This is a genomic window from Sphaerotilus natans (genome assembly GCF_900156335.1).
GTDB classification, from domain to species: domain Bacteria; phylum Pseudomonadota; class Gammaproteobacteria; order Burkholderiales; family Burkholderiaceae_C; genus Sphaerotilus; species Sphaerotilus natans.
Map to the genome: position 1 here is coordinate 53,090 of NZ_FTMZ01000020.1, position 14,294 is coordinate 67,383.

A 14,294-nucleotide genomic window follows, 5' to 3' on the forward strand; every position below is an offset into this window, starting at 1 on the left:
CGCCCCGAGAAGATCCAGGAGACACGCCATGAGCGACACCCCCGACACCACGCCGCAGGACCTCGACGTTCCCACGCCGGGCGCGGACTTCAACTTCGCGCAGCACCTGCTCGCGCTCAACGTCGGCCGGCCGGACAAGGCGGCCTTCATCGACGACCTGGGTACGCTCACCTTCCGCGCGCTCGACGAGCGGGTGCGCCGCCTGGCCGCCGGCCTGCGCGGGCTGGGCATCAAGCGGGAAGAACGCGTGCTGCTGCTGATGCAGGACGTCAACGACTGGCCGGTGAGCTTCCTGGGTGCGATGCACGCCGGCATCGTGCCGGTGGCGGTCAACACGCTGCTGACCGCCGACGACTACGCCTACATGCTGGAGCACTCGCGGGCGCAGGCGGTGCTGGTGTCGGGCGCGCTGCTGCCCACGCTCAACGCCGCGCTGGTGAAGTCCGACCACGAGGTGGGCAAGGTGATCGTGTCGCGGCCGGTGGCGCCGCTGCATCCGTCCGAGGTCGAGCTCGAGGCCTTCCTGGCCGCGCACGCGCCGGCGCAGAAGGCTGCAGCCACCGGACCGGACGCGCCCGGCTTCTGGCTCTATTCCTCCGGCTCGACCGGCCGGCCCAAGGGCACGGTGCATTCGCACGGCAACCCCTACTGGACCGCCGAGCTCTACGGCCGCGCAGTGCTGGGCCTGCGCGAGGACGATGTGTGCTTCTCCGCCGCCAAGCTCTTCTTCGCCTACGGGCTGGGCAACGGCCTGAGCTTCCCGCTCAGCGTGGGCGCGACGACGATCCTGATGGCCGAGCGGCCGACGCCCGAGGCGGTGTTCCACCGCTGGCTCGGCGGCGTGGGCGAGACCCGACCGACCGTGTTCTTCGGCGCGCCCACCGGCTACGCCGGCATGCTGGCGCACCCGAAGCTGCCGGCGCGCGAGGCGGTGGCGCTGCGCCTGGCCTCGTCGGCGGGCGAGGCGCTGCCGGCCGAGCTGGGCGAGCGCTTCAGGGCGCGCTTCGGCGTCGACATCGTCGACGGCATCGGCTCGACCGAGATGCTGCACATCTTCCTGAGCAACCGCCCCGGCGACGTGCGCTACGGCACCACCGGCCGGCCGGTGCCGGGCTACCGGGTCGAGCTGCGCGGCGACGACGGCCGCGCGGTGCCCGAGGGCGAGCCAGGCGACCTCTACATCCAGGGCCCGAGCGCCGCGATGATGTACTGGGGCAACCGCGAGAAGACCCGCGAGACCTTCCAGGGCGGCTGGACCAAGAGCGGCGACAAGTACGTCCGCAACCCGGACGGCACCTACACCTACGGCGGCCGCTCCGACGACATGCTCAAGGTCAGCGGCATCTACGTCAGCCCCTTCGAGGTCGAGGCGACGCTGGTGCAGCACCCGGCGGTGCTGGAGGCGGCGGTCATCGGCGTGGAGGACGCCGAGGGCCTGACCAAGACCAAGGCCTTCGTGATCCTGAAGGAGCCCGGCGGCGCCACCGAGGCCGAGCTGAAGGCCTTCGTCAAGGACCGGCTCGCGCCCTACAAGTACCCGCGCCAGATCGAGTTCGTCGACGAGCTGCCCAAGACCGCCACCGGCAAGATCCAGCGCTTCCGGCTGCGCGAGCGCGAGCGGGCGCAGGCCCAAACCGCCTGAGACCGGACGCCCCGCCATGGACGCCACCGGATTCGTCACGCTCACGCCGGCCGGCCGGCCGGTGCAGATCGAGTGGGCGCGCATCGACGCGCCGGCCGGGGCGCCGGCCCGCGCGCCGCTGGTCTTCCTGCACGAGGGCCTGGGCTCGCTGTCGCTGTGGCGGGACTTTCCCGCGCGGCTGTGCGCCGCGCTGGGCCGCGCCGGCTGGGTGTACTCGCGCCCGGGCTACGGCCGCTCGACGCCGCGCCCGCCCGACAAGCGCTGGTCGCCCGACTTCATGCACCGCCAGGCGCGCGAGCTGCTGCCGGCGCTGCTCGACGCGCTGGGCGTGGCCGGGCCCTGCGTGCTGTTCGGCCACAGCGACGGCGGCTCGATCGCGCTGCTGCATGCAGCCGCGTACCCCGAGCGGGTCGCCGCGCTGGTGGTGGCCGCGCCGCACCTCTTCGTCGAGGACCTGACGGTCGAGAGCATCCGCCAGGCGCGCGTCGCCTACACGACCACCGACCTGCGCGCGCGGCTGGCGCGCCACCACGCCGACCCCGACTCGGCCTTCTTCGGCTGGAACGACATCTGGCTCGACCCGGCCTTCCGCGACTGGAACCTCGAGACCGAGGTCGCCCGCATCACCGGCCCGGTGCTGGCGGTGCAGGGCGAGGACGACGAGTACGGAACGATGGCCCAGATCGAGCGCATCGCCGCGCTGCGCCCGCAGCAGCCCACCGAGCTGCTGAAGCTGGCCGCCTGCGGCCACAGCCCGCACCGCGACCAGCCGCAGGCCCTGATCGAGGCCACCCGCGCGTTCCTGCAGCGTCACGACGACCGACGCCCCGAAGACTGACCCGACGACAACGAGGAGACACGCCATGCGCATCCGCCCTTCCCTCCTGGCCCGCACCCTGCTCGGCAGCGCGCTGCTGGCGGCCGCCGCCGCTCCAGCCAGCGCGCAGGACAAGATCAAGGTCGGCTTCATGCTGCCCTACACCGGCACCTTCGCGGCGCTGGGCACCGCCATCGAGAACGGCTTTCGCCAGTACATCGACGAGCAGGGCGGCAAGCTCGCCGGCAAGACCGTCGAGTTCGTGAAGGTCGATGACGAGTCCGATCCGGCCAAGGCCTCGGACAACGCCAACAAGCTGGTCAAGCGCGACAACGTCGACGTGATGATCGGCACCGTCCACTCGGGCGTGGCGATGGCGATGGCCAAGGTCGCCAAGGACAACAACACGCTGCTGATCGTGCCCAACGCCGGCGCGGACGCGATCACCGGCCCGCTGTGCGCGCCCAACATCTTCCGCTCCTCGTTCTCGAACTGGCAGCCCGGCTTCGCGATGGGCAAGGTCGCCGCCGACCGGAAGATCAAGACCGCGGTGACGCTGACCTGGAAGTACGCGGCCGGCGACGAATCGGTGCGCGGCTTCAAGGAAGGCTTCGAGACCGGCGGCGGCAAGGTGGTCAAGGAGCTGAACCTGCCCTTCCCGAATGTCGAGTTCCAGGCGCTGCTGACCGAGGTGGCCGCGCTCAAGCCCGATGCCGTCTATGTGTTCTTCGCCGGCGGTGGCGCGGTGAAGTTCGTCAAGGACTGGGCGGCGGCCGGGCTGGGCAGCAGCGTCAAGCTGATCGGCGCGGGCTTCCTGACCGACGGCACGCTGGAAGCGCAGGGCGCAGCCGCGCAGGGCCTGCTGACGACGCTGCACTACGCCGACGACCTGACGAACCCGAAGGACAAGGCCTTCCGGCTGCAGTACGCCAAGGCCTACAAGCTGCAGCCCGATGTCTACGCGGTGCAGGGCTACGACGCGGCGCAGATGCTGGCGGCCGGCGTCAACGCGGTCAAGGGCGACATGAAGCAGCGCGACGCGCTGGTCAAGGCCATCGAGAGCGCGAAGATCGACAGCCCGCGCGGCGCCTTCACGCTCAGCCGGGCGCACAACCCGGTGCAGGACATCTACCTGCGCGAGGTCAGCGGCAAGGTGAACAAGAACGTGGGCATCGCGGTGAAGGGTCTGGCGGACCCGGCGCGCGGCTGCCGGCTCTGAGTCCTTGTCCGGTCCTCGTCGTGGATCCCCGCCTGCGCGGGGATGACGGAGAAGGACTGGGCGTCATCCCCGCGCAGGCGGGGACCCATGCACCGCACGCACGTCCCCCATGGACCTCACCACTTTCCTCATCCAGTGCCTCAACAGCGTGCAGTACGGCCTGCTGCTGTTCCTGGTGGCCTCAGGGCTGACGCTGATCTTCGGGATCATGGGCGTCATCAACCTCGCCCACGGCAGCTTCTACATGATCGGCGCCTACCTGGCGTTCAGCTTGAGCTCGCTGCTCGGCAGCCTGCCGCTGGCCCTGCTGGTCGGCACCCTGCTGGCGGTGGCCTTCGGCTACCTGCTGGAGTGGGTGTTCTTCAGCTACCTCTATGACCGGGAGCACCTGCAGCAGGTGCTGATGACCTACGGCCTGATCCTGGTCTTCGAGGAGCTGCGCAGCCTCCTGGTCGGCGACGACGTGCACGGCGTGACCGTGCCCGACTGGCTCGCCGGCACGATCCCGATCGGCAACGGCATGACCTACCCGGTCTACCGGCTGTTCGTCTCGGGGCTGTGCCTGCTGCTGGCGCTCGGCATGTACGGGCTGATCAGCAAGACGCGCCTGGGGATGATGGTGCGGGCAGGCGCCACCAACCGCGAGATGGTGCAGTCGCTGGGCATCAACATCACGCTGCTGTACCGCGTGGTGTTCGCGGTCGGGGTGGCGCTGGCGGTATTCGCCGGGATGATCGCCGCGCCGATGTCCTCGGTCTATCCGGGCATGGGCGGGCAGGTGCTGATCATCTGCTTCGTGGTGGTGGTGATCGGCGGCATCGGCTCGATCAAGGGCGCGCTGGTGGCGGCGCTGCTGATCGGCTTCGTCGACACCTTCGGCAAGGTGCTCTGGCAGGAAGGCGCCGGCGCGCTGGTCTATGTGCTGATGGCGGCCATCCTGCTGTGGCGCCCGGCCGGTCTGTTCAAGGCGGGGTGATCCGGCGATGACTTCCAGCAAATCTCTTTCTTCGCTGTCCGTGGCCGCCTGGGTACTCGCCTTCGCGCTGCTGGCGGTGTTCCCGCTGCTGCCCGAGCCGATCGGCGGCAAGTTCCACACCGAGCTGCTGGCCAAGGTGATGATCATGGCGATCTTCGCCGCCAGTCTGCAGCTGCTGGTCGGCTACACCGGGCTGGTGAGCCTGGGCCACGCGGCCTTCTTCGGCTTCGGCGCCTACGCGGTGGCGATGCTGGCGCCGATGTCGGAGGCCGGCAACGGCTGGCTGATGCTGGCGGCGGCGGTCGGCGGCGCGGGACTGCTCGCGCTGGTCATCGGCGCGCTGGTGATGCGCACGCAGGGCATCTACTTCATCATGGTGACGCTGGCCTTCGGGCAGCTCGTCTACTTCGTCTTCCACGACACCAAGATCGCCGGGGGCAGCGACGGCGCCTATGTCTACTTCAAGCCCGCGCTGGCGATCGGCGGCTGGCAGTGGATCGACCTGGAGCAGGCCAACAGCTTCTACTGGTTCGTGCTGGGCGCGCTGGTGCTGACGCTGGGGGTGCTGACGCTGGTGCTGCGCTCGCGCTTCGGGCACGCGCTGATCGGCATCAAGCACAACGAGCAGCGCATGCGCGCCGCCGGCTACTCGACGCTGCTCTACAAGCTCGCGAGCTTCGTCGTCGCGGGGATGCTGGCCGGGCTGGGCGGCTTTCTCTACGCGGCGCAGTACGGCTTCGTCACGCCCGAGATCCTGTCCTGGCACTACAGCGGCAACGCGCTGGTGATGATCATCCTCGGTGGCCTCGGCAGCCTGGGCGGGGCGGTGGCCGGCGCCTTCGCGTTTGTGCTGCTGTCGGAGTGGTTCTCGTCGCTGACCAAGCACTGGCAGCTGCTGTTCGGCAGCTTCATCATCGTCGCGGTGGCGCTGCTGCCGCAGGGGCTGGCCGGGCTGTGGGCACGGCTGCCCTCCTCGCAGCGCAAGGAGGCGGCATGAGCACCGCATTGTTCGAGGCCCGCAAGCTGACCCGCCGCTTCGGCGCGCTGGTCGCGGTGAGCGACGTGTCGGTCGCGCTGCACGAGGGCGAGATCCACGCCGTCATCGGCACCAACGGCGCGGGCAAGTCCACGCTGATCAACCTGCTGTCGGGGGAGCTGCCGCCGTCGAGCGGCGAAGTGCGGCTGGGCGGTCAGGACGTGACGCACTGGCCGCAGCCGAAGCTCGCCCACGCCGGCATCGGCCGCAGCTACCAGCGCAACAACATCTTCCTGCCGCTGACGGTGGCGGAGAACTGCCGGCTCGCCGCGCAGGCCCGCGTGCAGCGGCCGTTTGCGTGGTGGGAGTCGGCGCAGGCGTGCCGCACCAGCACCGCTCGGGCGAAGGCGGCGATCGATCGCGCCGGCCTGGGCGCCTTCGCGCAGCGCACGGCGGCCAGCCTGTCGCACGGCCAGAAGCGCCAGCTGGAGATCGCGATGTGCCTGGCGACCGAGCCGCGGGTGCTGCTGCTCGACGAGCCGCTGGCGGGCATGGGACCGGAGGAGTCGCACCGCATGCTCGACCTGCTGCGCGAGCTGAAGACCGGCCACGCGATCCTGCTGGTCGAGCACGACATGGACGCGGTGTTCGCGGTCGCCGACCGCATCACCGTGATGGTCAACGGCGCGGTGATCGCCACCGGCACGCCCGACGAGGTCCGCACCAACCGCGACGTGCAGGCCGCTTACCTGGGAGGCCATTGAATGTCGGCACCACTGATCATCGACGCGCAGGGCGTGCAGGCCTGGTACGGCAGCAGCCACATCCTGCACGGCCTGGACTTCAAGCTCGCGAAGGGCGAGACCGTCGGCCTGCTCGGACGCAACGGCATGGGCAAGTCCACGCTGATCCGCACGCTGCTGGGCCATGTGCGCCAGCGCGAGGGGCACATCCACGTCGCCGGCAAGGATCTGTCCAAAGGCCTGCCGCACCAGGTGGCGCAGCTCGGGGTCGCCTATGTCCCAGAGGGCCGCGGCATCTTCCCGACGCTGACCGTGCGCGAGAACCTCGTGATGGCGGCACGCGCCGGCACGTCCGGCCAGAAGGACTGGACCTACGAGCGGGTGATGGAGACCTTCCCGCGCCTGTCGGAGCGGCTGACGAATCTGGGCAGCCAGTTGTCGGGGGGCGAGCAGCAGATGCTCTCGATCGGCCGCGCGCTGATGACCAACCCCGACGCGATCATTCTCGACGAGGCCACCGAGGGCCTGGCGCCGCTGATCGTCGCCGAGATCTGGCGCGTCATCGCCAGCATCCGCCGCACCGGCATCGCCACGCTGATCGTCGACCGCGACTACCGCAAGGTCTGCAACGAGTCGGATCGGCTGGTGGTGATGCAGAAGGGGCGCATCGTGCTGGAGGGGCCTTCCGAGGGACTGCGCGGCAGTTCAGAGCTGGCGGGTTACCTCGGCGTCTGAGGCCTGCCCCGACAAGAAACGAAAGACAAGAGCGCAAGGAGACAGGGCATGGACCTGATGCTGTTCGACGACGCTGCCGCCCTCGCCCCGCCGCGGGTGCTGCGCGAAGACCTGCCCGGTGGCGGCTTCATCCTGCGCTCGCCCGAGGCGCTGCAGCCCTTCGTGCGCTGCATCGGCGAGTGGCTGGAGCACTGGGCGCAGACCACGCCCGACGCCGTCTTCCTCGCCGAACGGGATGCGACCGGCGGCTGGCGCCAGCTCACCTACCGCCAGACCCGCGACGCGGTCGGCCGGCTCGCCCAGGCGCAGCTCGACCTGAACCTGCCGGCCGACAAGCCGGTGGTGATCCTGTCGGACAACAGCGTCGACCACGCGCTGCTGATCCTGGCGACGATGCACCTCGGCCGCGTGGCCTGCACGGTGTCGAGCGCCTACTGCCGGCTGACCCAGGACTTCACCAAGATCCACGCCATCCTCGACGCGCTCGACCCCGCGCTGGTCTACGCCGTCGATCCCGGCGTCTACGGCCCGCCGGTGCGCGCCTGGAAACGCGCTGTGCCGGTGGTGTTCAGCCAGAACGCCGCGGCCTTCGACGGCGCACGGTCCTTCGCGTCACTGCTCGACCGCGAGGAGTCCCCGGCCGTGATGGCCGCCTTCGCCGCGATCCGCCCCGAGTGGCCGGCCAAGTACCTGCTGACCTCCGGCTCGACCGGCGTGCCCAAGGTGGTCGTCAACAGCCACCGCATGCTCTGCGCCAACCAGAAGCAGATCGCGCAGGCCTGGCCCTTCCTGACGCGCCACCAGCTGCGCCTGCTCGACTGGCTGCCCTGGAGCCACACCTTCGGCGGCAACCACAACTTCCACATGGTGCTCGCCCACGGCGGCAGCCTGTGGGTGGACGAGGGCCGCCCGGTGCCGGGTCTGATCGAGAAGACGGTGGCCAACCTGCGCGAGGTGCGGCCGAACTTCCACTTCAACGTGCCGCGCGGCTTCGACATGCTGCTGCCCTACCTCGAAGCGGACGAGGCGCTGGCCCGCGACGTGATCGAGAACCTCGAAGGCGTGTTCTACGCCGGCGCCGCGCTGCCGCAAAGCCTGTGGACGCGGCTCGACGCGGTGGTCGCCAAGGTGCGCAACCGGCCGCTGTGGTTCACCTCGTCCTGGGGCGCGACCGAGACGGCGCCGGCCGTGACGAGCGTGCACTGGCGCATCGACCGCGCCGGCTGCATCGGCCTGCCGCTGCCGGGCGTCGAGCTGAAGCTGCTGCCCAACGGCGGCAAGCTGGAAATCCGCGTGCGCGGCCCGAACATCTTTTCCGAATACCGCCACGCGCCCGAGGTCACTGCCAAGGCCTTCGACGCGGACGGCTTCTACTGCATCGGCGATGCCGCGAAGCTCCTCGACGAGACCCGGCCCGAGCGCGGCATCGTCTTCGACGGGCGCGTGGCCGAGGACTTCAAGCTGATGAGCGGCACCTGGGTGAGCGTGGGCACGCTGCGGGTGCGCGCCGTCACCGCGCTGGCGCCGCATGTGGCCGATGTGGTCGTCACCGGCCACGGCCGCGAGGAGATCGGCCTGCTGGTCTTCCCGACGCCGCAGGCCAAGGCCCTGCCGCGGGCCGAGCTTGAGGCGCACCTGCGCGCCGGCCTGCACGCGCTGCAGGCCGAGGGCGGTGGCTCCTCGCAGACACCGACGCGTGCGCTGATCCTCGACGAGCCGCCCAGCGTGGACGCCGGCGAAATCACCGACAAGGGCTACATCAACCAGCGCGCGGTGCTGGCACGGCGCGCCGAGGCGGTCGAGCGCCTGGAGCGTGGCGGGCCGGAAGTGCTGCACCCACAGCCCCGCAACTGAGCGGTACCAGACAGATCCAGGGCTGTGACAGCATCAGGGGTGGCCGATCCGGTCGTCTCTGCCCTGTCGCGATGCCCCATGCCCTGCCCTGGCTGATGAGTGCCTACCTCGGCATCGGGGTGCTGCTGCTGCATGTCGGCCCGCTGCACCGGCTCCTCGTCGATGCGATGCAGGAGGCCCGGATGCGCCGGGCAATGCAGCCGCTGCACGAGCCGCCGCTGCCGCCCCCGCTGCTGTCGGCACTGGTGCTCGGGGTGGCCACGCTGCTGCTGTGGCCCTGCCTGTGGCCGACGGCGGTGTGCCGGCAGGCGCTGCTGCAACGCCACTTTCCCGGCCTGGGCGCAGCGCGCCCGACGCCTGGCGCCTGAGTCCAGGGCGCGTCAGCGCGCCGGCGTCGGCACCGGCTCGCGGCTGGCCAGCCAGGTGCCCAGCGTGCCGCAGCCGGTGATGATCGCGATGCCCAGCAGGGTCAGCGCGTCCGGCGCATGGCCGAAGCCGATCCAGCCCACCAGCGTCGCGAAGACGATCTGGAAATACAGGAAGGGCGTCAGCGTCGCCGCACGGGCGCGCATGTAACCCAGGATCAGCAGGAAATGCCCGGAGGAACTCAGCGCGCCCAAGAGCGCCAGCAGCGCCCAGGTGGTGGGCGAGAGCTGCTGCCAGCTCCACGGCAGCGCCGCGCTGGTCAGCAGCGCGCCGGTCAGGCCGGTGTAGAAATGGGTGGTCGCCGGATCCTCGGTGCGCGCCAGCCGGCTGGTGATGAGCTGGAACAGCGCGTTCGACACCACCAGCCCCAGCGGCAGCAGCGCCGCCCAGCCCAGATCCTGCGCCTCGCCCTTCGGACGAATCACGATCAAGGCGCCGGCCATGCCGCCGGCCAGCAGCAGCCAGCGCCAGGCAGAGATGCGCTCGCCCAGCGTCAGCGCCGCCAGCAGCGTGATCAGGAGCGGCGTGAGCATGACGATGGCGGTGAACTCGCCCACCGGCATCACCTGCAGGCTGAAGAAGGCCAGCACGCTCAGCGACAGCAGGCACAGCCCGCGCAGCAGCTGCAGGCCCGGCCGCTCGGTGCGCAGCAGCGCCCGGCCGCGGCGCGGCAGCACCGTCACCGCGGTGACCCCGACCTGGAACAGATAGCGCGCCCAGACCACCACCCCGACCGGCGCCAGCGCGCTGGCGATCTTGACGCCGGTGTCGAAGCAGGCGAACAGCGCCACCGCTGCAATGACAAGCAGGACGCCGTGGAGCGGGCGGGAGTCGGAAGAAGGCATCGGCGGGCAACACACGCCAGAAGCGGCGCGCGCAGAAAAGGAGGTGGAGAGCGCCGGCGGGCGCGGCTTCATGCACTCTAGCGGCTTCTGGAAAACCCTGAACTCCGCGAAATGGGGGAGAAAGAATCAGATCGCCGCGCCAGGGTCGTCCGGCTGACATTCGCGGAACACCCGCGCCTGACAGCGCGCGCAGACCGCCGGATCGAGCCGTCGGAAGATGCGGGCGATCGCCTGCTGCTTGTCCGGGAAGACGTGATCGGCCCCCAGCCGCTCCAGGAAGCCGGTGCGGCGCCAGATCGCCATCACCTGCGGGCGCGGGCGGTGGAAATGCAGGTCGCCGCCGGCGGCACGGCGCTCGCGCAGCTCGGTCTCCCAGAGCTCGACGCCGGCGAGGTCGAGAAAGTTCATGCTCTTGCTCATCACCAGCAGGTGCTTCTGGCCGGGGTGGTTCTGGCGCAGCGCGTGCAGGTGCTCGGCGACATGGGTGGCGGCGCCGAAGTAGATCTCGCCCTCCATGCGCAGCAGCTTCAGCTGCGGGCATTCCGGCAGCGCGCCGGGCGTGTCGTCGCGCACGACGAAGCGGCGGTCGGCGCGGCGGCTGTCGAAGCCCATCGTGCGCATCGCCGGGCGCGAGGTCTGGTAGAGATAGGCCACCAGCGACAGCCCGGTGCCGATCAGGATGGCGATCTCCAGCCGCAGCAGCAGCGTGGCCGCCAGCGTGGTGGCGGCGATCGCCAGATCGGTGCGGTCCAGGCGCGCCAGGCGACGCCAGCGCGGCAGGTCCAGCAGCGTCCACGCCACCAGCATCAGCAGCCCGGCGATCGCCGCCTGCGGGATGTGCGCCAGCAGCGGCGCCGACACCGCCACCAGCAGCAGCAGCCACAGCGCCGAGGCCACGCCGGCCAGCGGCGTGCGCGCACCCGCCTCCAGATTGGGCACCGAGCGGTTCAGCGAGCCGCAGCTGAGGTAGCACGAGAAGAAGCCGCCGGCCAGGTTCGACAGGCCCTGGCCGAGGAACTCGCGGTTGGTGTCGATGCGCTGGCCCGAGCGCGCCGCCACCGCCTTGGCGATCGACACCGACTGGCCCAGCGCGATGATCGACAGCGCCAGCGCCTTGTCCACCAGCTCGGGCAGGCGTGACCATTCGACCTGCGGGACATGGAAGGCCGGCCACGGCGAGGGCAGCGGGCCGAGGATGCGCACCTCACGCCAGCCCGGCAGCAGTGCCGGCAGCAGCCAGCCCAGCACCGAGGCGGCGCCCAGCCCGACCAGCATGAAGGGCCAGCGCGGCCGCAGCCGGCGCAGCGCCGCAGCCACCCCGAGCGCACACAGCCCGGTCAGCAGCGCGGCCGGGCTGAGCTGCGGCAGATGCTGCGCGCTCTGCAGCAGCACGCCGCCCGGCCCCAGGCCGCGCGGCACGCCGGCGTCGAGCAGGTCGCGCAGCGCATGGATGCCGATCAGGCAGGCCGCGCCGCTGGTGAAGCCCAGCAGCGCCGCCGGCGAGATGAAGTCCGCCAGCAGCCCCAGCCGCAGCGCGCCAACCGCGGTCTGGATCACCCCGACCATGATCGTCACCATCAGCGCCAGCTCGATGTAGCCGGGCGAGCCGGCCGCCACCAGCGGCGCCAGCATCGCCGCCAGCGCCAGCGAGTTGGCATTGGTCGGCCCGGACACCACATGCCAGCTGGAGCCGGCCAGCGCCGCCACCACCGTCGGCACCAGCGCGCTGTACAGGCCGTACTGCGGCGGCAGCCCCGCCAGCGACGCAAAGGCGATGCCCTGCGGCAGCACCAGCAGCGCGCCCAGCAAGCCGGCCTGCGCATCGGCCTTGAGCGTCGCCGGCGAGACGATGCGCACCCAGGCGCCGAACAGGCGCTCGGCCAGCACGCGGGCGGCTGAAGGCGATGGCGGGGCGGCAGGCGAAGCAGTCATGGCGTCAGGCGTAGGCAGGGGGGTATCCTGCCACAGCCCGGCGCATCACCGCTGGGCGCGAAGCTCAGTCCTCGAACGCCAGCCCGACGTAGTTCTCGGCCAGCGCGGTCATGCCGGCGGTGGAGTGCACCAGCCAGTCGAGCTCGGCGGTCTGCATGCGGTGGCCGACCTCGCCGGTGTCGCCGGGGCCGGCGGGGAACTTGTGCAGCAGGCTGGTCATGTGCCAGGAGAAGCGCTCGGCCTTCCAGATGCGGCGCAGGGCCTTGCGCGAGTAGTCGTCGATGCCGGCCTCGGTGTGGTCGGCGTAGAACTCGATGAGGGCGCGGCTGAGATAGCGCACGTCGGCCGCCGCCAGGTTCAGGCCCTTGGCGCCGGTCGGCGGCACGATGTGCGCGGCGTCACCGGCGAGGAACAGGCGGCCGAAGCGCATCGGCTCGGCCACGAAGCTGCGCAGCGGCGCGATGCTCTTCTCGATCGACGGGCCGGTCTGCAGCGCGGCGGCGGCAGCCGGGTCCAGGCGGCTGCGCAGCTCGTCCCAGAAGCGCTCGTCGCTCCAGTCCTCGACCTTGTCCTGCAGCGAGCACTGCACGTAATGGCGCACGCGCGTCCGGCTGCGCATCGAGCACAGCGCGAAGCCCCGCTCATGGTTGGAATAGATCAGCTCGTCGGCCACCGGCGGCACGTCGGCCAGGATGCCCAGCCAGCCGAAGGGGTAGACGCGCTCGAAGTTCTGGATGCGCTCGGGCGGCACGCTGGCACGGCACACGCCGTGGAAGCCGTCGCAGCCGGCGATGAAGTCGCAGGCGATCTCGTGGCGCACGCCCTCGACCTGGAAGCTGACGCGCGGCGCGGTGGTGTCGAAGTCATGCACCGCCACGTCCGCCGCCTCGTAGACGGTGGGCAGGCCGGCGGCGCGGCGCGCGTCCATCAGGTCGCGGGTGACCTCGGTCTGACCGTAGACCATCACCGTCTTGCCGCCGGTCAGCGCCTTCAGGTCGATGCGGTGGCGCTGGCCGCCGAAGGCCAGCTCGATGCCGTCGTGCACCAGGCCCTCGCGGTGCATGCGCTCGCCCACGCCCGCCTCGTCGAGCAGGTCGACGCAGACCTGCTCCAGCACGCCGGCGCGGATGCGCCCGAGCACGTAGTCGGGGCTGCGCTGCTCCAGCACGACGTTGTCGATGCCGGCCTTGTGCAGCAGCTGGCCGAGCAGCAGGCCGGACGGGCCGGCGCCGACGATGACGACCTGGGTGCGACGAGGGATGGACATGGGGAAGTCTCCGGGGGTGGGTGTGGGGCGAGAGCCAGAACTAGAGCTAGAGCAAGGGCTTGAGCTGCTCCTGCGCCTGCAGCAGCATCGGCAGGCAGCGGTCGAGCAGATCGGGAATGGACACGCGCGCGGCATGCACGCTGACGTTCATCGAGGCCACCACCTCGCCGCGGCGGTTGCGCAGCGGCACGGCAACGGTGCGCAGGCCCGGCTCGAACTCCTGATCGACCAGCGCATGGCCCTGGGCGCGCACGCGGGCGAGCTCCTCGCGCAGGCGGTCGCGGTCGGTGAGGGTCTGCACGGTGCGCGCGGGCATGGTCTGGCGGGCGATCCAGGCCTCGCGCTCGGGCTCGGGCAGCCAGGCGGTCAGCACCCGGCCGTTGGCGGTGCAGTAGGCCGGCACGCGCGTGCCCGGCTGCAGCGTCGACGACACCACCCGGCCGGCGGTCACCGCCGCCACCGCGATCACGTCGTCGCCGTCGAGCACGCCGACCGAGCCGGCCTCCTGCATCGCCATCGCGATGCGCTGGAGCTGCGGCTGGATCGCGCGCGGCAGCTTCGCCGAATGCATGTAGGACTGGCCCAGGCGCATCACCTTCGGTGTCAGCGCGAAATGGCGCTCGTCTTGGCGCGCGTAGCCCAGATGCACCAGCGTCAGCAGGCAGCGGCGCACGGCGGCGCGGCTGAGCCCGGTGCGCAGCGCCACCTCGCTGATCGTCAGGCGCGGTCGGTCCTGGTCGAAGGCCTCGATGACGCGCAGGCCCTTTTCCAGACCGCCCAGCAGGTCGCGCTCGGCGATGACGGCGGTCTCGGGAAGCGGCGGAAGGTGGGAGGCGGAGGTGTTCATCGGGATCTGATGTCG

13 protein-coding genes are annotated in these 14,294 nt (G+C 70.9%); 9 read left to right on the forward strand and 4 right to left on the reverse strand.

Annotation, left to right across the window (positions count from 1 at the left end; all coding sequences use genetic code 11):
- The first annotated feature begins 28 nt into the window (after positions 1-28).
- The 9 genes from BW996_RS16170 (at position 29) to BW996_RS16210 (ending at position 9,330) form a co-directional block, all read left to right on the forward strand.
- Positions 29-1,642: a benzoate-CoA ligase family protein gene (locus BW996_RS16170; RefSeq protein WP_037481554.1), complete on the forward strand. Its 1,614-nt coding sequence runs from the start codon at positions 29-31 to the stop codon at positions 1,640-1,642.
- Positions 1,643-1,658: 16 nt separating this feature from the next.
- Positions 1,659-2,480 (forward strand): alpha/beta fold hydrolase, encoded by an 822-nt coding sequence (locus BW996_RS16175; protein WP_037481555.1) that lies wholly within the window; start codon positions 1,659-1,661, stop codon positions 2,478-2,480.
- A gap of 25 nt (positions 2,481-2,505) precedes the next feature.
- Complete coding sequence (locus BW996_RS16180; protein ID WP_037481559.1) at positions 2,506-3,678, forward strand: ABC transporter substrate-binding protein; 1,173 nt, start codon at positions 2,506-2,508, stop codon at positions 3,676-3,678.
- Positions 3,679-3,787: 109 nt separating this feature from the next.
- Complete coding sequence (locus BW996_RS16185) at positions 3,788-4,654, forward strand: branched-chain amino acid ABC transporter permease (RefSeq protein ID WP_037481562.1); 867 nt, start codon at positions 3,788-3,790, stop codon at positions 4,652-4,654.
- A 7-nt stretch (positions 4,655-4,661) separates the two neighbouring features.
- Positions 4,662-5,651 (forward strand): branched-chain amino acid ABC transporter permease, encoded by a 990-nt coding sequence (locus BW996_RS16190; protein WP_051631894.1) that lies wholly within the window; start codon positions 4,662-4,664, stop codon positions 5,649-5,651.
- Positions 5,648-6,394: an ABC transporter ATP-binding protein gene (locus BW996_RS16195; protein ID WP_037481564.1), complete on the forward strand. Its 747-nt coding sequence runs from the start codon at positions 5,648-5,650 to the stop codon at positions 6,392-6,394. Before BW996_RS16190 ends, BW996_RS16195 begins: the two co-directional genes overlap by 4 nt.
- Complete coding sequence (locus BW996_RS16200; protein ID WP_037481566.1) at positions 6,395-7,108, forward strand: ABC transporter ATP-binding protein; 714 nt, start codon at positions 6,395-6,397, stop codon at positions 7,106-7,108. It abuts the gene before it with no gap.
- A gap of 48 nt (positions 7,109-7,156) precedes the next feature.
- Complete coding sequence (locus tag BW996_RS16205) at positions 7,157-8,962, forward strand: feruloyl-CoA synthase (RefSeq protein WP_037481568.1); 1,806 nt, start codon at positions 7,157-7,159, stop codon at positions 8,960-8,962.
- Positions 8,963-9,033: 71 nt separating this feature from the next.
- The gene (locus BW996_RS16210; RefSeq protein ID WP_037481570.1) at positions 9,034-9,330 is read left to right on the forward strand and encodes a hypothetical protein; all 297 of its coding nucleotides are present in this window, start codon (positions 9,034-9,036) and stop codon (positions 9,328-9,330) included.
- A 12-nt stretch (positions 9,331-9,342) separates the two neighbouring features.
- On the opposite strand, the gene BW996_RS16215 is transcribed toward BW996_RS16210, so the two are convergent.
- From BW996_RS16215 to BW996_RS16230, 4 genes are all read right to left on the reverse strand, one after another.
- A complete protein-coding gene (locus tag BW996_RS16215; protein ID WP_037481573.1) occupies positions 9,343-10,233 on the reverse strand; it encodes a DMT family transporter in 891 nt (296 codons plus the stop codon).
- A 126-nt stretch (positions 10,234-10,359) separates the two neighbouring features.
- Positions 10,360-12,165 carry a SulP family inorganic anion transporter gene (locus BW996_RS16220; protein WP_051631895.1) on the reverse strand — a complete coding sequence of 602 codons (1,806 nt, stop codon included), beginning with the start codon at positions 12,163-12,165 and terminating at the stop codon, positions 10,360-10,362.
- Between the two features lie 64 nt (positions 12,166-12,229).
- Positions 12,230-13,432 carry a 4-hydroxybenzoate 3-monooxygenase gene (pobA, locus tag BW996_RS16225; protein ID WP_037481579.1) on the reverse strand — a complete coding sequence of 401 codons (1,203 nt, stop codon included), beginning with the start codon at positions 13,430-13,432 and terminating at the stop codon, positions 12,230-12,232.
- Between the two features lie 46 nt (positions 13,433-13,478).
- Positions 13,479-14,279: an IclR family transcriptional regulator domain-containing protein gene (locus BW996_RS16230; RefSeq protein ID WP_037481583.1), complete on the reverse strand. Its 801-nt coding sequence runs from the start codon at positions 14,277-14,279 to the stop codon at positions 13,479-13,481.
- Positions 14,280-14,294 lie beyond the last annotated feature (15 nt).

What these genes read in the sequence shown, in the direction of transcription:
- BW996_RS16170 (WP_037481554.1), top strand. Translation starts at nt 29, where the DNA reads ATGAGCGACACCCCCGACACCACGCCGCAGGACCTCGACGTTCCCACG.
- BW996_RS16175 (WP_037481555.1), top strand. Translation starts at nt 1,659, where the DNA reads ATGGACGCCACCGGATTCGTCACGCTCACGCCGGCCGGCCGGCCGGTG.
- BW996_RS16180 (WP_037481559.1), top strand. Translation starts at nt 2,506, where the DNA reads ATGCGCATCCGCCCTTCCCTCCTGGCCCGCACCCTGCTCGGCAGCGCG.
- BW996_RS16185 (WP_037481562.1), top strand. Translation starts at nt 3,788, where the DNA reads ATGGACCTCACCACTTTCCTCATCCAGTGCCTCAACAGCGTGCAGTAC.
- BW996_RS16190 (WP_051631894.1), top strand. Translation starts at nt 4,662, where the DNA reads ATGACTTCCAGCAAATCTCTTTCTTCGCTGTCCGTGGCCGCCTGGGTA.
- BW996_RS16195 (WP_037481564.1), top strand. Translation starts at nt 5,648, where the DNA reads ATGAGCACCGCATTGTTCGAGGCCCGCAAGCTGACCCGCCGCTTCGGC.
- BW996_RS16200 (WP_037481566.1), top strand. Translation starts at nt 6,395, where the DNA reads ATGTCGGCACCACTGATCATCGACGCGCAGGGCGTGCAGGCCTGGTAC.
- BW996_RS16205 (WP_037481568.1), top strand. Translation starts at nt 7,157, where the DNA reads ATGGACCTGATGCTGTTCGACGACGCTGCCGCCCTCGCCCCGCCGCGG.
- BW996_RS16210 (WP_037481570.1), top strand. Translation starts at nt 9,034, where the DNA reads ATGCCCCATGCCCTGCCCTGGCTGATGAGTGCCTACCTCGGCATCGGG.
- BW996_RS16215 (WP_037481573.1), bottom strand. Translation starts at nt 10,233, where the DNA reads ATGCCTTCTTCCGACTCCCGCCCGCTCCACGGCGTCCTGCTTGTCATT.
- BW996_RS16220 (WP_051631895.1), bottom strand. Translation starts at nt 12,165, where the DNA reads ATGACTGCTTCGCCTGCCGCCCCGCCATCGCCTTCAGCCGCCCGCGTG.
- pobA (WP_037481579.1), bottom strand. Translation starts at nt 13,432, where the DNA reads ATGTCCATCCCTCGTCGCACCCAGGTCGTCATCGTCGGCGCCGGCCCG.
- BW996_RS16230 (WP_037481583.1), bottom strand. Translation starts at nt 14,279, where the DNA reads ATGAACACCTCCGCCTCCCACCTTCCGCCGCTTCCCGAGACCGCCGTC.